The organism is Sporosarcina sp. E16_3 (genome assembly GCF_017347125.1).
Lineage (GTDB): Bacteria > Bacillota > Bacilli > Bacillales_A > Planococcaceae > Sporosarcina.
In genome coordinates this window covers 159,734-181,931 of record NZ_JADPRX010000003.1, presented here as the reverse complement: position 1 = coordinate 181,931, position 22,198 = coordinate 159,734, and the positions used below count along the sequence as shown (strand labels likewise).

The window sequence follows — 22,198 nt, the reverse complement described above, 5'->3', positions numbered from 1 at the left end:
AATTCCGAACGTTTGAAGATTATTGCGCCCGCGAAAACAAGTAAACAATAATACGGAGGCCTAGAATAATGAAGATACATAAAACCCAATCAAAAAAGTCATTGAAAAAATCAATTACCTTATTATTATTTATCCTAATAACCACGTTGTTTTTATTAATTAGTGGTGGCATGTATTATAATTCAATCATTTCAATCCAAGAAACCTTTACAAAAACTACGCTTTTACATGGAGAAAGAGTTGCTTCTCAAATCGATTCAACCCTTTATGAAAATTTTTTGAAAACGCCTACGAAAAATGATACATACGAACAGCTTCGAACACAATTGGATGATTATAGAGAGAAAATTGGTGCCATGTATGTTTATACCTTAGAAGTTACGAATGATCAAAAGGTCCAGTTTATGGTGGACGGTCTTCCGGCGAAGGATGCCGCAGAAATTGGAACACCTACGAGTGTTACTACCTTTGACGACGTATCACCAGTGCTTAACGGGGAAACTATAACTACGGGTATAATCCAAGATCCAGAATGGGGTAACTATATTGAGGTATTTGTTCCAATCAAAAGCTCATCTGGCGCGGTAATCGGAATTTTAGGTATTGATATGGAAGCGGAAGTGTTAGATACCGTATCAAAGGATGTGCTGACTGACTTATTACCTGTTTTTCTAATCGCCCTATTCCTTTTGCTGGCCATCATATTAGCAATTGTGTATTGGACTTTAAGTAAGAAATTAAATCCACTATCAAGGCTTACTCATATTATGGGATTAATATCGGAAGGGAATCTTAAAGAGGCAAAAACACAAATGTCGTTACTACATGTTAAATCACTAGACGAAATTGGCACATTATCTTTTTCGGTCGCAAGCATGCAAACGAAATTAGAAGAACTGATTATGAAAATTCAAGAACATTCTTCTGTTGTAAATCAACAGAGCCACACATTAAAACATACAGCCATAGAAGTACACGAATCTACTAACCAGATTGCCTTAACGATGGATGAAATGGCACATGCTGTAGAAGTTCAAGCAGATTCAGCATCTAGTGTTTCGCAGGAAATGGATGGGTTCTCTAAACTTGTTCATTCTACAACAGACTATGGAAAAAAAGTATTGGACTCCTCAACCAATATATCGTTAAATATTGAAAATGGAACAAGCCTTATGAATGAATCGATTGGGAATATGGAAAATATCTATAGCATGGTAAAAGGTACAGCTACAAAGGCGAAAGAACTGGAAGCACAAACAAGTGAAATTACAAATATTATATCTTTTATCAGTAATATTGCTGATCAAACTAACTTATTAGCTTTAAATGCGGCTATTGAAGCAGCTCGTGCAGGAGAGGCTGGAAAAGGGTTCGCTGTAGTAGCTGAAGAAGTAAGGAAACTTGCTGATCAAGTTTCAAATTCCGTACATTCAATACACACTATTGTAAACGACGTAAAGAGCAATTCAAATGGGATAACCTCTTACCTAGAAAAAGGATTGTCGGATGTGGAAAAAGGAAAAGAAAGTATTAATCAAACTGAGGATGCTTTTGATAATATTTCTTCTGAGATTACGTTAGTGAATCAATCGATTCGTTCAATGTATGAGCAATTACAATCAATTTCAACTAGACAAACGCTAATTACTAGTTCAATACAAGAAATTGCTGCAGCATCTGAAGAAAGTGCGGCAGGTATCGAACAGGTTTCGGCAACTTCTCATCAAATGAATTTATCATCGGATCATATACAAAAACAAGTCGAGGATCTGGGGACTTTATCCGATCAACTAAATAGCTTAAGTCAACTATTTAAAATTTGATATTGCCGGATTTTAGTACGGTATTAAAAATGCTTTTACAGAAGGAAACACTAGTGAGTGGTGCCAGGTACAAAAACAATCATAAAGTTTATGAATTACTTGTAACAGTTCTTTAGGGGATAAAAACAGTACTTGTCACGCTTATGGTGAACGGGTACTGTTTTTATCTTTTTCGATTGTTATTCACTCAATTACTCAATAGCATCATGAACAAGCAACAAAATTAAGTCCATTTTCATAATTCCTCACTTTTAAGACATGCTATATAAAAGGAGAAAGGTGATCAAATGGATATTAATTATGGATTAGGTAGTTCGCGGTATGAATAAACCCTTCACACCACAGCTTGTTTATTTTGAGCCAAATGCACTTGAATATCCGCTTGGCAAAGAACTAAAGGAAAAGTTCGAGAAACTGGGAGTTGAAATACGCTATACGACTTCGCATAATCAAATTCGAGATTTGCCAGGAGATACGGACGCTCAAAAATACCGTATCGCAAAATCCACCTTAGTCGTAGGTATTCGAAAAACGTTAAAATTCGAAACGTCCAAGCCTTCAGCGGAATATGCAATTCCCCTTGCAACAGGGTGTATGGGGCATTGTCATTATTGTTATTTGCAAACCACGATGGGCAACAAACCCTATATCCGAACTTACGTAAATGTGGAGGAAATCCTCGAAGTGGCTGATCGCTACATTGAAGAACGTGCGCCCGAGATTACACGGTTCGAAGCAGCGTGTACATCCGATATTGTGGGGATTGACCATTTAACGCATTCATTAAAAAGAGCAATTGAACATATTGGTCAAACAGAACTAGGTCGGTTACGTTTTGTGACGAAGTTCCATTTTGTCGACCATTTACTGGATGCCAAACATAATGGCAATACGCGATTCAGATTTAGCGTAAATGCTGATTATGTCATTAAAAATTTCGAGCCCGGCACTTCTCCGCTGAATAAAAGAATTGAGGCCGCAGGGAAAGTCGCAAGAGCCGGTTACCCACTAGGCTTTATCGTTGCGCCCATTTACCTTCATGAAGGCTGGCAGGAAGGCTACCACCACATGTTTGAGCGACTTGACGAGGAATTGCCGCAAGACGCGAGAGATGATATTACATTTGAATTCATTCAACACCGATTTACGAAAGCGGCGAAAAAAGTGATTGAAAAGAACTACCCGAAGACAAAGCTGGAGTTAGATGAAGAAAAAAGACGGTACAAATGGGGCAAGTATGGAATCGGAAAGTATATTTACCAAAAGGACGAAGAGGATGAAATAAAATCTTTTCTATACGGCTATATGGAAAAGTATTTTCCGAATGCGAAGTTGGAGTATTTTACTTGAGCCATCAAAAAAAGCGTAAGGGCCCAGATGAACTGGGACTTTACGCTTTTTCTCGCCAAAACAAACAAAAACACAACCTATTTCATTTCCATCATCCCTTTTAAGTTGTAATGTCACAGGCACCCAACAATCATGCTTATTCAATTAAACAAGATTGTTTGAGTGCCTACCTTTATTCAAAATGTATTGAAAAGCGGTTTTGGTAAAAGATAAGTACGAATAAAGAAGGAGGAGTTAATGTATGAGTATGCTTTCACGAATCGCGCTAGCTCTAGTTGTTATCGGTGGAATTAACTGGGGTTTGATTGGTTTTTTTCGGTTTGATTTAGTTGCAACATTATTTGGTGGTCAAGGTGCATTCTTGGCTAGGGTGGTTTATGGTCTTGTCGGGATAAGTGCCCTGGTATGTCTCGGTCTATTGTTTAAGCCTAGCGAAGAAATCGACACGGTTACCGACCGACCTTCACGGTTTTCCAATCCTAATTTAGGGACGGAATTTGGCGAGGAGCCGGACTTCAGGAAAGAACGAGAAGCAAAGGTGAAAAAGGCGAAACGTGATATGGATAATGTAGATTGATTGCAACAAGAAAACAGCCGCCCGAAATTAGGTGGCTGTTTTCTGTTTATTGAACGGTTCCTGTAAAGTCTTCGAGTGCATCCTGCCAAATGGTAACGCCTTGGCTCATTGCAGAACCGCCGCCTAGAGCCGCAGCCACTCCAATTGCCTCCATCATTTCTTCCTCGGTACTACCCGCATCCAGGCAACCCTTTGTATGATAGAGGATGCAATATTCGTTATGTGTGTGCACGCTAATGGCAAGTGCGATTAGCTGCTTGTCTTTCTGACCCAATTTGCCTTCTTCAAAACACGACTCAGTGAATGCATGATACGCCCTGGCCACACCTGGCAATTTTTCTGCGAAACTGCCCATTCCAATTTTATATTCCTGTAATACAGCTTCTGAATACGTAATTTCCTCCATATAGTACCCTCCTCCTATTCGAGAGTAGTATTAGCAAGACGGGGGAAGGCATGCATTGCTATAATAAGGCAGTGTCTAATGCTGACCAAAGCTTTGACGCTCTTTTTACATTTATAATTTAATTTTTAGATTTGATATGACAGATTATATTAGTCGGGGAGTTGGAATTAGAGATGAACAAGAAGGACATTGCAGCGATTCGTAAACAATTTAAATTGGACACTGACTTACTGACGATTACTGACATTTATAAAGTGTATATTAAGCAGGAGAGCAGTGATTTCTATCATGAGGAAAGCCAGCCATTTTCCCTTTTGGACAGAGAGCAACAGGAGTTGTTTCTGAACAACTTTAAAAAAGTGTTGGGTGGAAAACTAGGTTTAAAACTATTTGAGGTGAGGTTTCAACCGCAAGTAGAGGAGCAAACTGACCATACGCAAAGGCTTTTATATGACGGCCTTCATACAAAAGAAGTAGAAGATTGGAAAGCGAATATGGAAAGCATCGCTCGGAAGATGGTGCAAGACGCTCAATATGAAAAGGACGTCGTAGTGACTTTTATTCGCGGTAATTATTTTAAACCGACGAAAAGGAATCATGATGTAGAGGAAGTCGCCAAGCAGGATGAAGTGTACAAGAACCCATTCATTCTCTGTAGCATGAATCAGACTGAACTGCCTAAACGCTCACTTGTATTTGATTTCAATGAGAAGGAATTTAAGTCGCGCGACATGCTAGATCCAATCATCAATTTAACTTCTCCAATTGGTGGTTTTGTATTCCCTTGCTTTACAGACAACGCCGCAGATGTAAATCACATCTTGTATGCTGCCGGTAAATCGAATAAGCCGGATTACCACTTCATCGAGAATGTGCTGGACGGCGAAGAGATTATGACTGCAGAGGATGATAAATCGGTCTTTGAAGAAATCGTTAAAGAAGTGGCTGGTAATGAGATAGATACAAAAACCCTTGCCAGTGTATATGATGAAATTAACAGTATGTTGATTGTGGAAGACGAGGGAGAAGATGAATATCTACCTACTTTGGATACTAAAGAAGTGGAGCGTGTGCTGAAGGCAAGTGGCGTGAAAGATGTGAGCACGGAAAAAGTGGAAATGGCATTTCAGAAAGTAATCGCGGACAAAACATACGAAATGAAGGCAAGCCATATCGTTCCGAGTTACACATCCAAGTCCATCAAAATTCAAACGAAAGTAGCAGATATTGCTATCAGCCCGCAAGACTTGAGATATGTGAGGCAGGTCACAGTGAGTGGGAAACGTTGCATATTGATTGAGGTGGAAGAAGACACGATTATTGAAGGATTTACGCTGCTTCAAGAAGAATTGTTGGAGTAGTAGAGATTTAGGGCGCGAAAAGAAATAAATAGAAGAACGCATGCTACTAGTGAGCACCAGATACGCATGGAATGTAGTCATTAGTAAAAGTAATAATGCTGAAGGAGCCGTTAAATTGGAATACGTTTTAGATCACGTTGGAATTGCTGTTAGAAGTATTGATGACGCTCTTCCCTTTTATATTAATGTATTAAATGGATTGTTAGAGGACCGTTATACAAGTGATGCGCCTGGTGTTGAAGTGCATGTTGCTGTAGTCAGAACAGATGACAAAGTAATTGAATTGCTGGCACCAACCAACAAGAACTCTCCGATGGCCCGGTTTATAAAGCAACGGGGAAAAGGGGTGCATCATATTGCCTATCGAGTTGACGATTTGGACAAAGCAATACGCGAGGCAAGTGAAAATGGAGTTCGTTTTCTAGAGGACACTCTACGTACGAATGCACGTGGAAGAAGGCTCATTTACATGAATCCCGCCTCGACTGATGGAACTTTGATTGAGCTTTGTAGTTATTCAGAGAAAACCTAATTAGGGTTATCTTAATTAAAGGAGCCGTCAATTATGCATATCCGTTGTACGAAGAAACTTTTAGTTGAACTCAAAGTCGAACCTGAATCAGTTTCAGAGGACAATCCACTTTTCTCTTGGCATGCAAATTTAATCATGGTAAATCGTAGGAAAGCGATTGTGTTAATGAATGATCATAATCGTTATGCTGTTGTGTTGTACGGACTGAAAGCAAAAGATTTTAATAGGTTCACCGAGATTGCCTTGCAAGGAATCCGCGAAACATTCCAGGCAGAAGGGATATCGGACAAGGTGATTGACAGGTATTTACTTCATACTGGTGAGGTATCCATGGCGAAGACTAAGGATCGGACTTCTGTGGCAAGGATGAATAAGGCGTGTGACAATGCATACTTTTTTGATGAGTTATGGGATAATGATTCTATTTTTCAGCCGGCCATGGGTCTTAGAATTAGCCGTTTATTAGCCGGAGGCGGAAATAAAAGTTATATTTACCCGAATGAAGAGATGTATAAGGATCTTGCCCTATTTGCAGGCCAATCAATTTTTGAAGCGAAAGCCGCAGTCCTGAAAGTTACACTTAGGCTTGAAAATCGTCAAGTGTGGCGGCGACTAGTGGTTCCTTTAAACAAAACGTTTAACCAATTACACCAAATTCTACAGGCAGCCTTTGGATGGCAAGATTACCATCTTCATAACTTTTACGTTTATGGTCAGGCGGTCAATTCTGAGAATTACATCACAGAAGGGCATAATGAACAAGTCCTAAAACCAATTGTTAATCTTGTTTGTGATGAGGAAGCTTTTTCCTACCCAGGTGAAGTAAACATGAAGCTTGAAAAAGACGTGAAGCTATTGGAATATATACCTGCAAGCAAAAAACTGACATACAATTATGATTTTGGTGATGATTGGAACCATGATATCGAGGTAGAAAGCATACTAGAGAACTATGACTTCAACTATCCTGTTTGCTTGGAGGGCGAAGGGAATACACCGCCTGAAGATGTAGGCGGTGAGTATGGTTATGAGCAATTTCTCAAGATTCTTGCTGATCCCGACCACTCTGAGTATGAGCATATGGTTAATTGGGGACGGATGCAGCGTTATCAGGATTTTGTTATTAACTATATAAATATAGGTTTGAAGGGACTTTAAGGGGAAAGTTTCGCTAGTTAAGAAAACAGTACTATCCGAAAAAGCACATCACGTATAAAGTTGATGTGCTTTTTGGGCTATATTTCGTTGTTATAGTCAATGGTTACTAAATCTCTATTTGGTCAATGCCCTTTTTTACGATAAAACTCAAATGTCTCCCACTCAGCCTATCCTCCCGATAAGAAAAACCATCCGGATCTACGTACGTACAAGTTCGGTCAATTGAAATACGCTCAGTCGGAATCCCTGCCAACTCACATTGTTTCCTAACGGTGAGCTGATTGTCAATGTGATACTTGTGAGTGTCGTCATTGTAATACATAAATTCATCCGCATAGCCAAGGGCTTTGAATTTCAAATAGACATCTTCATCAACTTCAAACTTTTCCTGGCTTAGCGCTGCACCAATCTGGACGTGGAAATCACTTGGATTACAGTGTTCAACTTGTGTTAAATGGTCGAAAAGTTTCGATGTGATTTCTTTGACTGTGCCTTGCCATCCGGAATGTATTACGCCGATGAGGCCGTTCACTTCATTGTAGAAATTCACAGGAACACAGTCGGCAGTGAAGCTGCATAATACAAGATTTGGTTCATAGCTATAAAGGGCGTCTGTGTCCGCAATGGCGGTGTCCATTTGCTCGGCCCCTCGTCCTATGTCGTCGAGCGTTACGCGATGGAAATTGGCGCTATGCGTTTGGGTGGCACAAACGAAATCACTCAACTCGAGTTGCAAGGAGGCAGCTAATTTCTTGCGGTTTTTGATTATATTAAAAGGAGTTACACAGGCATGAAGGGCCATATTGTTGTGTTCAAGTTCGGCTCCGTCCTTCATGGTCATCCCTGTTATGAATTTGTCATTGTTTACGTATATAGTTGTTGTCATGTCATCACCTAGCTTTACTATACCTTAGTGTCTATTCAAAAAAAACAATCATGGCTTTCGATTGTGTTGATGTAGAAATTCACAAATTTCGCCTTGCACTATGTGGTTATTTTCAATGGTGAATCTTAGTTAGGGTATCTATATGGTGTGACAAAAGTGATGGGTGACGGGTTCTCATTAAACTCCAGACTCCTACATTACCGAAAGCTTGTTTGGTATACTCTAGGTACTATTGCAAGAACCGAGCACCAGGTATCCGAAACAAGGAGGGAGGCAGCCATATGAATATAAAATTAAACCGAGAGTTAATTAAAGAAATGTGCGGGACAGTCTCCTTCAAAAGGGGGGAAGCTTTTTATCGTGCTAATAAAGTAACAGTTGAAAGTTATGATGCTGATGGTTGTGAAGCAGCGGTTGCAGGGATGGAAAATTTCCATGTCACCATTAAAAAGGATGAAAAAGGTAGTTTACTCACGAAATGTAGCTGTCCTGCGCTAGCTTCGTTTCAAATGGATTGTCAGCATATTGCGGCCGTTCTACTGTCGATTTATGAACTTAAGCGTCAGGGAAAAGTCCTCAATAGTTCAAGTGAATTCCAGTCTGATACATTAAAAAATCAAGAACTAACGGAAGGCTTACTGACGCTTTTCAATGCCCAACCTAAACGTTCAAGCGGTCATCAGCTTCACTTTGAAAACAGGCAAGTGCTTGATGCGGAGCTTACGTGCAAACCCGTCTCCTTAGGAGAGGGACGGCATATGTTTGGAATAAAGGTGAAGATTGGTCCGACTACTGTGCAGAATATCAGGGGCTTTCTGAAGCATGTGGAAGACGGACAGACTAGCTTGCTTTCTAATTCATTCACGTTCGACCCAAATCTTCATTGCTTTCAAAAAGAAACGAATGCTTTGATCCAGCAGCTTATCCAGGTAATCCATGATGAAGATGTGTATGTCGATGAACTTTTTGGAACATCAAATTATGTCAGCGATCATCATACATTACTGATTCCTCCATCTTCTTGGGACAGGCTATTACCTATACTTGAGAGAGTACCATCTATTAAATTGGAATATTGCGGGGATGTGTATGCCGGTCTTCGTGTATCGAAAGAACCGCTTTCTTTACAGTTTGACTTTGCTGAAGCAGAGGGCAAGGGCTATCAACTGCAGATTAAAGGATTGAATCGAATGGTTGTACTGAATTCATACAGCTCTGTCTTATCTGAAGGGACACTAATCCAGTTGAAAAGTGAGGATTGCAAACGTCTCTCGGACCTAAAGGAGTTGCTTGATGGTTCAGGAACAAATCAAATCTCGATTCCTCAGGAGCAGGTTGGTTTTTTCCTGGAAAAAGTGGTACCTGGTCTGAAGAAACTAGGCAATGTACAACTATCGGACAGTATGTATAAGCAACTTGTTAAGACACCGCTAATTGCTAAAGTGTACTTGGATCGTGTGAAAAACCGTTTGCTTGTCGGGTTAGAGTTCTATTATGAAAATATCATGATTAATCCATTGGAACCTACTCCGGATATCCCGGCAAGCTCTACCTTCGTCAGGGATATGGATAAGGAAGAAGAAATCTTGCAGTTATTAGAGAAAAGCTTGTTTTCCAAGACGGACGGCGGTTATTTTTTACACAATGAAGAATTGGAGTATGAGTTTTTGTATCATGCCGTTCCGAAACTTAAAACGTTTGCACAAATATATGCAACTACGGCTGTGAGAAATCGACTATTTAGAGGAAAAGCTCATCCAAAGATTAGTGTAAAGATGAAAAAAGAGAGGACCAATTGGCTAGAATTCAAATTTGAGCTCGATGGTATCCCTGAAAAACACATACGTGAAATTCTATTGGCTCTAAAAGTAAAACGGAAGTATTATCGATTGGGGAACGGATCAATACTCTCATTGGAGACCAAGGAGTTTGAAGAAATGAACCGCTTCTTGAATGCACTTCCGGAACAAAATGAAGAATTGGAAAGCGGTTTGACACTACCATTCGCCCAAGGTCTCCAGCTTCTTGATTCAGTCGATAATCGTGATGTATTCACGTTAGAGAAATCGTTCCTGCAGTTTTTGGAGAACGTCCACAATCCAGACAGTTTGGGGTTTGAGGTACCAAAAAGTTTGGATCCACTATTACGGGACTACCAAAAAGATGGTTACAAATGGATGAAAACACTTGCTCATTACGGATTCGGCGGAATTCTTGCAGATGATATGGGGCTGGGTAAAACAGTGCAAAGTATTACGTTTATTCTATCCGAACTTCCTAACGTCCGTAAAAAGAAGCTCCCGGTTCTTATTGTTTGCCCATCATCTTTGACGTATAACTGGCTAAGTGAAATCATGAAGTTTTCCCCAGAAATACAAGCGGTTGTCGTAGATGGTAATAAGACAGACCGGGTTAATTTACAGAAGGATGTAATGGATATGGACGTTGTTATTACCTCCTATCCGTTGTTGCGCAGTGACATACTGTGGTACGAGAAACAGGTCTTTCATACCGTTTATTTTGATGAGGCACAGGCATTTAAAAATCCCTTGACACAAACGGCAAAAGCAGCGCGCAAGATACAGGCAGATAACCGTTTCGCCCTCACTGGTACACCGATAGAAAATTCATTAGAAGAGCTATGGTCCATTTTTCGGGTTGTCTTTCCTGAATTATTTCAAGGTCTTAAGGAATTCAGTAATCTCCCAAGGAAAACGATTGCTCGTAGGATTCGTCCATTTTTGCTTCGTAGGTTGAAAAAGGATGTACTTTCGGAGCTTCCTGAAAAAGTCGAGTTGCTGGAATCGGTGGAGTTGCTACCTGACCAGAAAAAGCTATATGCTGCCTTTTTGGCTAAGCTCAGGCACGATACATTGAAACATCTCGACAAGGATACACTTCGGAAAAACCGTATCAAAATACTCGCAGGCTTGACTCGGTTAAGGCAGATTTGCTGTCACCCGGCCTTGTTTGTGGACGGCTATAAAGGGAGTTCAGGGAAGTTTGAACAGTTAATGCAGATTATTGAGGAATCAAAGCTTTCGGGAAGAAGGGTGTTGATTTTTTCCCAATTCACGAAAATGCTTGGACTTATAGGTAGAGAGTTAACGATGCAAGGACTTCCTTATTTCTACCTTGATGGACAAACCCCATCAGAAAAACGAGTGGAAATGTGTAATCGATTCAATGTAGGTGAACGTGATTTATTTCTCATTTCCTTGAAAGCAGGCGGGACTGGCCTCAATTTGACCGGTGCAGATACCGTTGTTCTATATGACATTTGGTGGAATCCAGCGGTTGAGGAGCAAGCGGCTGACCGTGCGCATCGTATTGGTCAGACAAATGTTGTACAAGTCATCAAGCTTGTCGCACGCGGTACAATCGAAGAAAAAATAAATGAATTGCAAGATAGAAAAAGAAATCTGATTGAAGAAGTTATAGACTCTGAGGATAAAGTGTCGTCTACTCTTACTGAAGAAGACATTCGGGAAATATTGATGTTATAAAGCAGGTTAGGAATACTTTGATCTGGAAGGTCGCGAGGTGAAAAGTAATAGCCGCGAACACCTTTACTACTAATTAAAAAGGTATCTGGTTGTGAAACGATGCTAAATCGCTTCATAACCAGATACCTTTGTTTATGGCCCCTATATTTTTACCTTAAATGAAACCAAGAGCAGGTTAGTGCTCTGTGTCTAGCTTTGAGATTTCCCGGGTACGTATTAATTAAAACTTTATACTTTCGTTATCTGAAGAAATTGGTCAACAGTTACAAAAAATAGTGTGGATATAAATTCTTGCGTGCCCAAATCCATTGTTTCATCTCTATGATCATATCTTCATAACTTGGTACTTTGAATGAAAAATCCTGTCGGTTATTTAACAATGTTTTATCCGCATTGACGGAATCACTAGGCAAAATCGTTAACTCATCCGCTTTGAAATTCGCATTGAATTGATTTAATAAATCAAATTTACTAATACTTTCATTATTAACAAGGTGATATAACCCCGTTATATCTTCGACTGCGGCCTTTTCCATGGCCTTTGCTAAAGTTAAAGTAGTGACACCAGTCCAGATGGCTCCTGTAAATCCATTAATGGTTCCTTGTTGTTTCATAAACCAATCAAATAAGCCAATTCCATTCGTTTTCATATCCGGACCAATAATTGAATTTCTGAAGGTTAAATTTTTGTTATCATTGATTTCGCCCAAAGCTTTTGTCCTATCATAAAAGGTTTCACCATCACGAATGCTATCTTCAGAATAGGGTCCAGATTTACCTGAGAAAACACAATCTGTACTCATATGAATTAATTTAGTGTTGGTATTTTTTAATTTATCGGCTATAAAATGTGGTAAGTAACTATTTAGAAAGACAGCTCTTGACGGTACTAACTCACACGCTTCGTTTAAAACACCTATGGAATTGATAACTACATCATAGTTTTCTTTTAATAGAATTGAATTCAACAAAAAACCATCCAGAATATCCCCATTTATGTTCTTGCAATAAGGAAATGCTGTTCTCGAATAGGTAGTAACTTCATGCCCCTTCTCACTTAAAAATAATGAGATGGTATGGCCTGCCATTCCAGTTGCCCCAAGAACTAGGAATTTCATGTTATCCTCCATTCCATTTACGCAGTTCGTCTTTAACGAAATTTAGGTTTAACAACATTTCTTTTATTTCTTCTACTGAAAGGATTTTTGTATTATTCGAGTTATATTCATTAGTTAACGTAATTTTAGGAGAACCTTCTTCAAGGTATTTGCCATAGTTTAAATCTCGGTTATCAGCAGGAATTCTATAAAAATCCCCCATATCAATTGCTTTGGCTGCTTCTTCTTTTGTAAGGAGTACCTCGTAAATTTTTTCTCCGTGACGAGTACCAATGACTTTAATTTCATTTTTTGCATTAAATAATTCAATCAGTGCCTGTGCTAAATCTTTTATATAAGAAGCGGGAGATTTTTGAACCACGATGTCGCCATTCGTTGCATTTTCAAAGGCGTATAACACCAATTCAACTGCTTCTTCAAGGCTCATCATAAAACGAGTCATTTGGGGATCAGTAACCGTTAACGGCTTTCCGTTCTTAATTTGTTCTATGAACAATGGTATGACCGATCCACGGGATGCCATCACGTTACCGTAGCGAGTTCCACAAATTAAGGTGTTGTCAGGAGTAACCATTCTAGATTTTGCAATGAATGTTTTTTCCATCATCGCTTTTGAAATCCCCATGGCATTTACGGGGTATGCTGCCTTATCTGTAGAAAGACAAATTATTTTTTTTACACCCGCGTTTATTGCTGCAGTTAATACATTTTCTGTTCCGAGGATATTTGTTTTTACGGCTTCTAAGGGGAAAAATTCGCAAGAGGGAACTTGTTTAAGGGCTGCTGCATGAAAAACGAAGTCTACATTGTACATTGCATTATTTAAACTACTACTATCACGTACATCTCCAATAAAAAATTTGATTTTATTATTTTGATATAAAATTCGCATATCATCTTGTTTTTTTTCGTCTCTTGAAAATATCCTAATTTCCTTGATATCAGTAGTTAAGAATCTTTCTAATACAGCGTTACCAAATGAACCAGTTCCACCTGTTATGAGTAATACTTTATCTTTAAACATAAATTATATTCAACACCTCTCGTTGGGTGGGTGTTCCAGAAACAGTACGACATATATTTCATTACTTTAGCCCTCTAAGATGCAAATCATATTCAGAGTTTTCTCTAGGATAGTTATACCAATAAGCGAGTATATCAGTGTATTTGCATTTTGGGTTATTATTCATCAATACTCTATTAAAATCCCAATCCCCAGCCATATCTTTTCTTTTTGTGAATACTGCATCACCTATAAAACTTCTTCGAATGATCTTAAATTGTCCACACCACGTATAAGCATTTTCTTCGTTTTTCACAAATTGTAGTCCATTTTTCGTTAACATATTGTAGTAATAGATGTCATATTCACCATCCACTTGTGCTAATACCTCTCGAATGGTAGGTAAATATTGATCATCGCTATCAATGATTGCTATATAATCGCCCGTTGCTTCCGCAATGCACCGATTATATGAATCACTAGCGCCTAAATTTCTTTCATTCGTTATTATTTTTAATTGTGGACAAGTTTTTTTATATTCCTTTACTATTTCTACTGTTTTATCAGTGGAACCATCGTCGCATATAATAATTTCATAAGCATAGTTTTTAGGAATACTATCCAACATTGTCTTAATCCATTCTTCACTATTGTAAGCTGGAGTTAGAAAACTAATTTTCATTCAAAGGCCTCATTTCTTTATTGAATAATTTATTAATACAGAGGTAGTAGAAAGAATGCATCAACTACCGTAACATTTTCCAATTGGCGCAACCCGCGATGAGTTATTGTTCATATCTTGTAAAAAAGAGATCTCCTTTCTCATGCTTATCGAAAATACGTCTGTCCTCGATTAATATATGCGCGTGATTGTTAAAACCTTAGGCCGATGTGTTTTCTGTAGTTAGAAATCGATTATTTATGAGGGTGAGTAGCTGAGTTAAAACGTTTAAGTAAAAGTATCCAAAACAAATCCCCCTAGCCAGATGCTCATCTGACTAGGGGGATTTGTGTTAGATGCGATAAGTAGAATTCAGTACATCAGTTAACAGTTCTCTAGGGGGGAAACTGACAGGCACTGTGTTCAACGCTTTCTTTTGTTTTTCTTGCCATCTAAATTTAGAAATTCACTTTCGCTTGCAAACTCAACATCGTTTTTCGGCTTTGTATCGTATTTTAGGGCATTTTTCTGTTTACCTTTATCCTTATTTTTGTTTTTATTTTCCACAGACAAGACTTTAACCTCCTTTTGTAAAATGATTTGATCCTTTCTATTGTGTCCAAGGAGCGTTTTTTTATGTAGGGAATGAAAAATAGGTATCGGTGATTCTTGTGTAGGCACCAATCACTTAATTGGCGCGGCAGACATTCAGAAATCCATTGGAAATTCATGTAATCGTACTGATTTCTTTCATATCTATCAGTTTTTCTACTATACTAATCATAGGCATCATGCATGCTAAAAGGCAGAACAGTAAAGGGGAATGAGTAAGATTCGAATCAACTGGAAGAAGCTACTTATTCTTTTTGCTATTGTCTTCTTGGTGATCCAAATCGTCGGCAGCTTCTTTTTCTATGAGCTAGCAGTCAAGCGGGGGCCGAAAGATTTCTTGCAGAAGAATACAGATTTAGAAGTGTCGGATAAGGCAATGGACCTTTTTTTAAATGGCGATTGGATAGACTGGGTCGCTGCTCAAGAGTTTGAACGACTCACTTTAACGTCACGTGACGGACTGAAACTGTCAGGTTACTATTTGCCAGCATCCAAGCCAACAGATAAATTGGTCATTTTAACGCATGGCTATTTAGGAAATGCGAAGCAAATGGGGCTATTTGGACAGCATTATTATAGCGATTTGGACTACAACATTTTCATGCCTGATGCACGGGGACATGGAAAGAGCGAAGGGAATTATTATGGGTTTGGCTGGCCTGATCGGCTCGATTTGATCGATTGGACACAGCTTTTGGTGAAGAGGCTTGGACCTGATACGCAAGTGGCCTACCATGGTTTATCGATGGGGGCGGCGACCGTTTTGATGGCTAGTGGGGAAGAAGAACTTCCAGGCCAGGTCAAAGCCATTATAGCGGACAGTCCGTATGAATCCGTCTATCAATTATTCGCGTATCAAATGAATCGGATGTTTCACTTGCCGGCATTTCCGTTGTTAGATAGCACAAGTGTGTTAACGAAAATGAGGGCAGGTTATTCATTCAGGGAAGCGAGTGCACTGAAAGAAGTGAAGAAGACGACTGTGCCGATTCTATATATTCATGGGGAAAGCGATACATTTGTTCCAACGGAGTTGACAAAGAATTTGTATCAGCATACTTCAAGTGACGCAGAACTGTTCATTGTTCCGAATGCGAATCACGGTGAATCCATTGCATTGGACGAAGACAAATACAAAGTGACAGTAGATCAATTTCTTAGTCGCTATATCGATTTAAAATAGGTGCTTGGTTCTAAAACAATTTGGAGTTGTTTTAGAACCGGCACCTATTTTTCCGTTCTACTAGTTAACGGAAAACTTCCCATCGACTTCAACAGTCTCATAAATATTAATAAACGCGTCTTCATCATGCTTTCGAACAATTTTTTTAACATGCAGCGTTTCGTAACGTGTAACGACCATCATTAAAATGTCTTTCTTCTCACGAGTATAGCCTCCGTAACCTTCCGTAATCGTGATACCACGATAGATGGAGTCCAGTAATTCATTGCGTATTAAATCACCTTTTGTTGTGACAATCTGCATCGTCAATTTGACGTGATCCGTGAAGATCGTGTCAATCATTTTACCTGTGATATAGATCGACAATAGGGTATATAATGCGATTTCCCAGTCAAAGACAAATCCTGAAAGTAGTACAATTACGCCATTCATCCCCGTTAGGAGAAGGCCGATACTGAAAGAACTTGTGCGGGAAACAATAATCGCAATAATATCCAAACCACCAGAAGTTCCTGAGTATTTGAGGATAAGACCAACGCCCATACCACCAATGCCCCCGCCGAAAACCGTTGACAACAGTATATTGTCTGTGACAGCAACGACTGGTATCACGTATAAGAATGCCGAGAGCGACACGACGCAAACCATTGTGTTGATGGTGATTGTTTTTCCGAGTTTGTAGTAGCCTAAAACAATCAAAGGTAAGTTAAGGACTAGATTTAGTAGACCAGTGTTAAATGGGCTGATTAACCCGAGTAAGATTGCGATTCCGCTAATTCCACTACTTAAAATCCCGAAAGGAACGAGAAAGCAGTTAAAAGCAAATGCAATAATGAGTGAGCCTAAGACAACAATTAAATTTTTCATGATTAGTAAATCTCCCTCCGATGGCGGTAAATAAAAAAACCCCTCCCTAATAAAGGGACGAGTTTGTGCTCGCGATGCCACCCATATTCCGCGCGTTTCTAAAAAGAAAAAGACGGCTCTCAGTCAACGTACTATCATACGTGTTCCATGTAACGGTGGAAAACCGTCAAAGCTTACTGAGTTTCAGCTTTGCATCTCGGAGATGATATTCGGATAAGAGCTGTTCGTCGACTTCCACCAAATGCCGACTCTCTAGAGAACAGAGTTCTTTTCGTACTTTTTCTCGTTACAGACTTTAATTGTTAGATGTTAATTTATCAGAGAACAATAGAAGTGTCAATATCTACCTTTCTGCCCAGAGGTTGATTGAATACCTTTACCGCCAATATAACCCCTCAAGATGGTTATCTTTTTTTAGTGACTTTTGAACTAACCACATATAAAACGGTAACACTCATAATAATGATACTAATTAGTGTCACTAAATTTATGATTTCTTCTTGATCCTTAACGTAAATCGCGATATATGACCAAATAAACACGAGCGTATACAGGGCATCCCGATTAATAAGTGAAAACGATACAGCCAGGGCACATCCGAAAATGAGCATAATAACCGTCCAGCCTAGTTCTCCAATCCCAAGAAACGATATGACATCATTGCGAACAAAGTACGTAAAAACATTTACGATACTTGCTATAGAAATCCACCCTAGATAAATCGAAAATGGGACAAGGTCAAAGAGGCCCCTGTTCACATTTTTCTTTATTTTTCTATAGATTAGTATGAGGGAGAGTAATAAAAGAAGAATAATAACCGTAGATAAGAGAATTTTTTGCTGCGTAAACGCTAGAATCCAAGCCCCGTTTAATAGGAAGTTTACAGGGATTAATACTTGAAGATCGATATAGACACTTACTTTTTTACCGCGAACAAAAAAACCTTTTATAATCCATAAAAACAATAGTAAATAAATGAGAATCCAGATTGAAAAGGCATATGCTGCTGGCTGAATCAACGCAGACTTTTCGTTTGCTATAACCCCCACATTCGATCTGGCGGAATAATTAATAGCTATCATCAATGCAAAAAAGATGAGATTAACAATTGCTATTTGTCTTGATATTTTCACCATTCATCCTCCTGAATTTTAGGTACCTGTACGAGGCATGATCAACTAAGTGAATTATTTGTCGTTTTTTCTTGGATAGCGTACTTTCAAGACAATCTGATAATGAAAGTTACAAGAATACCAAGTATTATTCCAACTACAATCGTAAAAATCATTTCCCTTTTTAATAGTTCCTCCTTTCTTTTGCTTGATAGTCTAAGTTTATTAAACGACATTACTATTTATACAGAACAAGGGTGGATGGTTCACACCTTTGATAAAAACTAAAATCTACTTCCAAAAGTGGTTTTGTAGACTTATTTGTTAAATAGGTCTTACTTTACTCCGATTTTAGAAGACATATTTGACGACTTCGAAAAATTAATTAATGGACACAAAATTGTAGAACCTATTAGCGGTACATTAAGGGTAGGATAAAACAAAGAGGTTGAAATAGATGACCAAAGAATAGGGGACCGTTATGAAAAACATTACGATTGAAGAAATTATTCAAAAGTTTTCATTAGAGGTGTTAAGTGGACATGACCAATTACATCGTATAATAAAAAAAACTAAAGTACGTCGCCCAGGATTAGAGTTTATGGACAAATTTGATTTTATTGCAACGGAACATGTCCAAATACTGGGGAAAAACGAAGTTAATTATCTCCACACGCTGACAATTGAAGAGTGCAAGTTGCGGATTGCAAATATTGTTCAATATGCTCCTCCTTGTATCATTATTACATCCCAACAGGAAGAGCCGCTTGGCCTCATTCAATACTGTACGGAGGAGAAAATACCGGTGTTACGCACTCGTGATTCCACGAGTGAACTGAGCGCGAAATTGGATGCATATGTTGTGAAGGCGATGGCTCCGGAAATTGCAATACACGGTGTTTGTGTCAATGTTTCGGGGATGGGTATTCTACTCCGCGGCAAGTCAGGTGTAGGGAAAAGTGAGACGGCGCATACATTGATTGGTCGAGGACATCGGCTTGTAGCTGATGATGTCGTGGTATTGAAAAAGCTTAGCCCACAAACCTTGCTCGGCACACACGATGAAAACAGTAAAGAATTCCTCGCATTACGTAGTATTGGTTTGCTAAATGTGGTGCGTCTATATGGAAGAGCTGCTTTCCAGGATGAAACACGGATTGCACTGGACATCGAATTAACCAAATGGAAGGAAAATGATTTGAATAATGAATTGGAGCAGGAAACGAAGTTTGTGGAATACATGGATGTCCAGATTCCACATATTCAAATTCAACTCCAACCAGGTCGTGATATCGCAGGCTTGATCGAAGCCGCAGCGAATAACTGGTATTTAAAGCAGCAAGGCTATAGTGCTGTGGAGGAATTCATGAAACGGATTGAATCCGATACTCCTTAGTATTGAGTATCTGCACGGAGGGGATCTGGGAAATAGATAGCAATTTCATGAAGCATGGAACAGAGTAGACGTGAACTTTAAATGTCTACTCTTTTTGTATTTATAAAATGTTGTCGTTTTACCTTGTATAGAAACCTGCCGTTAGTCAGATTCTTCCTGGGTGCGTCTGAGGCACCTGAGTGCGGTGTAAGTTAAGTTGCATAGAATGACACTATTTAACCCGTCGAGGCACGTTAGAGGTCATACTGAGAGGTCGGAATTGCTTGACGAACAGCAGACATGCTCGCAGTGAGGGGACGTTTCATTAATTTTATTCAAAAGAGAGCCATTATTTCTTCGGCACTACTTATTTAGAAATAACTAGGTGGTATACCTCACCTGCATAACGAACAAACCAAGCGACTAAGCGGTGTTGGAAGGACAGTCTATTTGTTAAGTGCAGACTATTTAGGCGAGTTCTATATCGGCTTGCAGATGGGTAGGGAAGTGAGAGAAGGGCTTACACCGAACTTAGGGAAAATTCCATATCAACCACTTTCATGGGTGTACACATTAATAGTGTGGTTGTATACGTAATAGTATAGTTGTACACGTTATTGTATACATAAGTAAACGAGAGTGTAAACATGTATACAAACAAGTACACAACCAGTATCTATATAGGTATACGTTAATGTATACAAGTTTACAGCTAAGTACACAATATTACATTTGTATGTTAAGTAGTTGAATAGGATTGACCTGCCAACAAAATTCCAGTACCATTTCAATAGAAAGATAGAATATTGGGGAGGATGATTTTTATGACAGAAACTCGTATTGCAGCAATTGACGTAGGAAACGATTCATTGAAAGCCATTTTCGGTAAGTTGGAAGCAGAACTTAATATACCAAATGTAATTGCACAAGATGTTGCAGATCGTCCAGTTATCGGTATTGAAGAACTCGACAACCAAGAACCTGCTGAAGGCATTCATATTCGTTTACACTCCCCAACATTAAAAGATAATAACGCTATTTATCGTGTTGGGAATCTTGCTACTAAAAGTGGAAATTCAACTGAACTAGATCCAGGCAGCAACAAATCTGAGGAAGATCAAACTTTGGTTATGTTGTTCGCGGCTCTGGCATTAGATGCAGCCCGTGACGAAAATAAAGGCATTTTTAAACGTAATAATAATGTAATTGAAGCTACGTATACACTAGGCACAGGACTTCCACTTAGGGAAGTAAAGGAAGGGAAAGATGTTGGTTATCGTTCTCAGTTGCTTAGCTCTGTTCACCAAGTAGAGTTTTTAGTTACACCTAAATATCAAGGTATAAAAGTAAATATTAAGTTTGATGAAGTAAAAGTTTATCCAGAAGGTTTTGCCGCGTTTATCAACCTTGTAATGGATAATAACTTAAATATCATTAACAAAGAATTAATCGATAAACAAATTTTGATACAAGACATCGGTGGGTTATCAACGGATGTTGCGGTCATTAGAAACCGTAAAGTGGATGACGATAAGGCACAAGGCTTCAACTTAGGCGTGTCAGAGTCTCTTGATGCGATTCGGGAAGAAATTTATGCTAGACATGGCGTAGAGTTGGACAGCCGTCTAGACGTTGTGGATATTATTACGAAGAAAAATAACCGTAATCACATCATGGTAAAAGGAAGCCGGACAAGCGTGCATGATATTGTAGACCGGATTCTCTTAGAATTAGCGAAAAAACAATACCGTCATTTACGGAATGTATGGGCAAGAAACTCGCAATCTGAGATCTGTTATTTCATCGGCGGGGGCTCTATTGTCCTTAAAGATTACCTTAAAACATTGAATAATAGCTTAGATGGCTATAACATCGATTTCTTTGAAGATGAAAAAGAAAGCGTTTGGATGATGGCCAATGCTTATTACAAATTAATTTCAGACTTTGCGAAAAAAAGCCAGAAAGTAAAATTCAAAGAAGAAGAAAAGTTCGTTAAAACAAAGTAAGGTGATCATGCATGAATGAAACAGGATTGAAGAGGGGTCAGCCTATTACATTTCGTCTCCCATCGGATACATCTGATCAGACACTGAAGCAATTGCAAAAGTTAAAAGAGGTTGAAAGAAGAAACTTTTCCAGTAAAATTGCGGAATTCGTGATAGACGGGGTGAATGATTCTCTTTTAAAGCACAGAGAGGCCATTACAATTCCGCTTCCGAAAGGGTTAACTAAAGCACAACGCGATTGGTTAAAGCATGAACATTCCGAGGCGCTTTTGGGGAGTATCGTCTATCAGCTGATGTCTGATCCGAACCGTACGGCTGCACTCTTTGCATCACTGAATAGCAATGCGATAAACGTAGATGATGCTTTATATCTTCAGGAAGAAACGAGCGCTGACGTAGAACTGGAGATAGAAGATCACTCAATAAGTACCGATTTGGATGATGATCTGGATAATTTCGACTGGGACCAGTTAAAAGAGCCGGAAAGTACATCTGTCGAAGATGAGGATGACCCTTTAGGGGACTTCCTTGCTCAGATGAATAAATAATGTTGGGTGCCTGTGTAAGAAACCACTGTGAATGCTGAATCATTCATGGTAGTTTGTTGCGCAGGCACTTTTTGTTATAATTTCTTTAGTCAAAAAGAGACAAATTTGTTGGTT

The 22,198-nt window shown here is 39.0% G+C and carries 19 protein-coding genes and 1 other annotated feature; of the genes, 11 read left to right on the top strand and 8 right to left on the bottom strand.

The features are described 5' to 3' along the window. Positions 1 to 68 precede the first annotated feature (68 nt). From I2483_RS04610 to I2483_RS04600, 3 genes are all read left to right on the top strand, one after another. Positions 69 to 1,823, top strand: a complete 1,755-nt coding sequence (locus I2483_RS04610; protein WP_207174115.1) for a methyl-accepting chemotaxis protein — start codon at positions 69 to 71, stop codon at positions 1,821 to 1,823. A gap of 321 nt (positions 1,824 to 2,144) precedes the next feature. Beyond that, positions 2,145 to 3,173, top strand: a complete 1,029-nt coding sequence (gene splB, locus I2483_RS04605; protein ID WP_207174114.1) for a spore photoproduct lyase — start codon at positions 2,145 to 2,147, stop codon at positions 3,171 to 3,173. A gap of 241 nt (positions 3,174 to 3,414) precedes the next feature. Beyond that, positions 3,415 to 3,750, top strand: a complete 336-nt coding sequence (locus I2483_RS04600; RefSeq protein ID WP_186671355.1) for a DUF378 domain-containing protein — start codon at positions 3,415 to 3,417, stop codon at positions 3,748 to 3,750. Positions 3,751 to 3,796: 46 nt separating this feature from the next. On the opposite strand, the gene I2483_RS04595 is transcribed toward I2483_RS04600, so the two are convergent. After that, positions 3,797 to 4,156, bottom strand: a complete 360-nt coding sequence (locus I2483_RS04595) for a carboxymuconolactone decarboxylase family protein (RefSeq protein ID WP_207174113.1) — start codon at positions 4,154 to 4,156, stop codon at positions 3,797 to 3,799. Positions 4,157 to 4,329: 173 nt separating this feature from the next. On the opposite strand from I2483_RS04595, the gene I2483_RS04590 reads away from it, so the two are divergent. The 3 genes from I2483_RS04590 (at position 4,330) to I2483_RS04580 (ending at position 7,207) form a co-directional block, all read left to right on the top strand. Next, the gene (locus tag I2483_RS04590; protein ID WP_207174112.1) at positions 4,330 to 5,517 is read left to right on the top strand and encodes a DUF4317 domain-containing protein; all 1,188 of its coding nucleotides are present in this window, start codon (positions 4,330 to 4,332) and stop codon (positions 5,515 to 5,517) included. 115 nt (positions 5,518 to 5,632) lie between these two features. Beyond that, positions 5,633 to 6,049, top strand: coding sequence for a VOC family protein (locus I2483_RS04585; protein ID WP_186671358.1), 417 nt, complete (start codon positions 5,633 to 5,635; stop codon positions 6,047 to 6,049). A gap of 33 nt (positions 6,050 to 6,082) precedes the next feature. Beyond that, positions 6,083 to 7,207 (top strand): plasmid pRiA4b ORF-3 family protein, encoded by a 1,125-nt coding sequence (locus I2483_RS04580; protein WP_207174111.1) that lies wholly within the window; start codon positions 6,083 to 6,085, stop codon positions 7,205 to 7,207. A 106-nt stretch (positions 7,208 to 7,313) separates the two neighbouring features. On the opposite strand, the gene pgeF is transcribed toward I2483_RS04580, so the two are convergent. Further along, the gene (gene pgeF, locus I2483_RS04575; RefSeq protein WP_207174110.1) at positions 7,314 to 8,093 is read right to left on the bottom strand and encodes a peptidoglycan editing factor PgeF; all 780 of its coding nucleotides are present in this window, start codon (positions 8,091 to 8,093) and stop codon (positions 7,314 to 7,316) included. A gap of 281 nt (positions 8,094 to 8,374) precedes the next feature. On the opposite strand from pgeF, the gene I2483_RS04570 reads away from it, so the two are divergent. Next, positions 8,375 to 11,599, top strand: a complete 3,225-nt coding sequence (locus I2483_RS04570; RefSeq protein WP_207174109.1) for a DEAD/DEAH box helicase — start codon at positions 8,375 to 8,377, stop codon at positions 11,597 to 11,599. A gap of 263 nt (positions 11,600 to 11,862) precedes the next feature. On the opposite strand, the gene I2483_RS04565 is transcribed toward I2483_RS04570, so the two are convergent. From I2483_RS04565 to I2483_RS04550, 4 genes are all read right to left on the bottom strand, one after another. Next, positions 11,863 to 12,717, bottom strand: a complete 855-nt coding sequence (locus I2483_RS04565) for an SDR family oxidoreductase (protein ID WP_207174108.1) — start codon at positions 12,715 to 12,717, stop codon at positions 11,863 to 11,865. A gap of 1 nt (position 12,718) precedes the next feature. Then, positions 12,719 to 13,741 carry a polysaccharide biosynthesis protein gene (locus tag I2483_RS04560; RefSeq protein ID WP_207174107.1) on the bottom strand — a complete coding sequence of 341 codons (1,023 nt, stop codon included), beginning with the start codon at positions 13,739 to 13,741 and terminating at the stop codon, positions 12,719 to 12,721. A gap of 61 nt (positions 13,742 to 13,802) precedes the next feature. Beyond that, positions 13,803 to 14,402 (bottom strand): glycosyltransferase family 2 protein, encoded by a 600-nt coding sequence (locus I2483_RS04555; RefSeq protein WP_186671364.1) that lies wholly within the window; start codon positions 14,400 to 14,402, stop codon positions 13,803 to 13,805. A 402-nt stretch (positions 14,403 to 14,804) separates the two neighbouring features. Continuing rightward, the gene (locus tag I2483_RS04550; protein ID WP_186671365.1) at positions 14,805 to 14,954 is read right to left on the bottom strand and encodes a hypothetical protein; all 150 of its coding nucleotides are present in this window, start codon (positions 14,952 to 14,954) and stop codon (positions 14,805 to 14,807) included. Between the two features lie 250 nt (positions 14,955 to 15,204). Here I2483_RS04550 and I2483_RS04545 point away from each other — a divergent pair, with 250 nt between their 5' ends. Beyond that, entirely contained in the window at positions 15,205 to 16,176 is a 972-nt protein-coding gene (locus I2483_RS04545; protein ID WP_207174106.1) for an alpha/beta hydrolase, read from the top strand. Between the two features lie 60 nt (positions 16,177 to 16,236). Here I2483_RS04545 and I2483_RS04540 read toward each other — a convergent pair whose 3' ends face one another. Further along, on the bottom strand, positions 16,237 to 17,043 hold the full coding sequence (locus I2483_RS04540; RefSeq protein WP_186671367.1) for a YitT family protein: 807 nt from the start codon (positions 17,041 to 17,043) through the stop codon (positions 16,237 to 16,239). A gap of 50 nt (positions 17,044 to 17,093) precedes the next feature. Further along, positions 17,094 to 17,342: a binding site (T-box leader), on the bottom strand. Between the two features lie 105 nt (positions 17,343 to 17,447). After that, complete coding sequence (locus I2483_RS04535) at positions 17,448 to 18,176, bottom strand: tryptophan-rich sensory protein (RefSeq protein ID WP_207174105.1); 729 nt, start codon at positions 18,174 to 18,176, stop codon at positions 17,448 to 17,450. A gap of 460 nt (positions 18,177 to 18,636) precedes the next feature. Here I2483_RS04535 and hprK point away from each other — a divergent pair, with 460 nt between their 5' ends. The 3 genes from hprK to I2483_RS04520 all read left to right on the top strand — a co-directional run bounded on the left by hprK (position 18,637) and on the right by I2483_RS04520 (position 22,084). After that, on the top strand, positions 18,637 to 19,551 hold the full coding sequence (gene hprK / locus I2483_RS04530; RefSeq protein ID WP_186671369.1) for an HPr(Ser) kinase/phosphatase: 915 nt from the start codon (positions 18,637 to 18,639) through the stop codon (positions 19,549 to 19,551). An 803-nt stretch (positions 19,552 to 20,354) separates the two neighbouring features. Further along, positions 20,355 to 21,536: a ParM/StbA family protein gene (locus I2483_RS04525; RefSeq protein WP_207174104.1), complete on the top strand. Its 1,182-nt coding sequence runs from the start codon at positions 20,355 to 20,357 to the stop codon at positions 21,534 to 21,536. A gap of 11 nt (positions 21,537 to 21,547) precedes the next feature. Beyond that, a complete protein-coding gene (locus I2483_RS04520) occupies positions 21,548 to 22,084 on the top strand; it encodes a hypothetical protein (protein WP_207174103.1) in 537 nt (178 codons plus the stop codon). Positions 22,085 to 22,198: the final 114 nt, after the last annotated feature.

Excerpts from the sequence above, each read along its gene's own strand:
- pgeF (WP_207174110.1), bottom strand. The coding sequence starts at position 8,093 with ATGACAACAACTATATACGTAAACAATGACAAATTCATAACAGGGATG.
- I2483_RS04555 (WP_186671364.1), bottom strand. The coding sequence starts at position 14,402 with ATGAAAATTAGTTTTCTAACTCCAGCTTACAATAGTGAAGAATGGATT.
- I2483_RS04590 (WP_207174112.1), top strand. The coding sequence starts at position 4,330 with ATGAACAAGAAGGACATTGCAGCGATTCGTAAACAATTTAAATTGGAC.
- I2483_RS04525 (WP_207174104.1), top strand. The coding sequence starts at position 20,355 with ATGACAGAAACTCGTATTGCAGCAATTGACGTAGGAAACGATTCATTG.
- I2483_RS04540 (WP_186671367.1), bottom strand. The coding sequence starts at position 17,043 with ATGAAAAATTTAATTGTTGTCTTAGGCTCACTCATTATTGCATTTGCT.
- I2483_RS04600 (WP_186671355.1), top strand. The coding sequence starts at position 3,415 with ATGAGTATGCTTTCACGAATCGCGCTAGCTCTAGTTGTTATCGGTGGA.
- I2483_RS04595 (WP_207174113.1), bottom strand. The coding sequence starts at position 4,156 with ATGGAGGAAATTACGTATTCAGAAGCTGTATTACAGGAATATAAAATT.
- hprK (WP_186671369.1), top strand. The coding sequence starts at position 18,637 with ATGAAAAACATTACGATTGAAGAAATTATTCAAAAGTTTTCATTAGAG.
- I2483_RS04520 (WP_207174103.1), top strand. The coding sequence starts at position 21,548 with ATGAATGAAACAGGATTGAAGAGGGGTCAGCCTATTACATTTCGTCTC.
- I2483_RS04610 (WP_207174115.1), top strand. The coding sequence starts at position 69 with ATGAAGATACATAAAACCCAATCAAAAAAGTCATTGAAAAAATCAATT.
- I2483_RS04580 (WP_207174111.1), top strand. The coding sequence starts at position 6,083 with ATGCATATCCGTTGTACGAAGAAACTTTTAGTTGAACTCAAAGTCGAA.
- splB (WP_207174114.1), top strand. The coding sequence starts at position 2,145 with ATGAATAAACCCTTCACACCACAGCTTGTTTATTTTGAGCCAAATGCA.
- I2483_RS04565 (WP_207174108.1), bottom strand. The coding sequence starts at position 12,717 with ATGAAATTCCTAGTTCTTGGGGCAACTGGAATGGCAGGCCATACCATC.
- I2483_RS04560 (WP_207174107.1), bottom strand. The coding sequence starts at position 13,741 with ATGTTTAAAGATAAAGTATTACTCATAACAGGTGGAACTGGTTCATTT.
- I2483_RS04545 (WP_207174106.1), top strand. The coding sequence starts at position 15,205 with ATGAGTAAGATTCGAATCAACTGGAAGAAGCTACTTATTCTTTTTGCT.
- I2483_RS04570 (WP_207174109.1), top strand. The coding sequence starts at position 8,375 with ATGAATATAAAATTAAACCGAGAGTTAATTAAAGAAATGTGCGGGACA.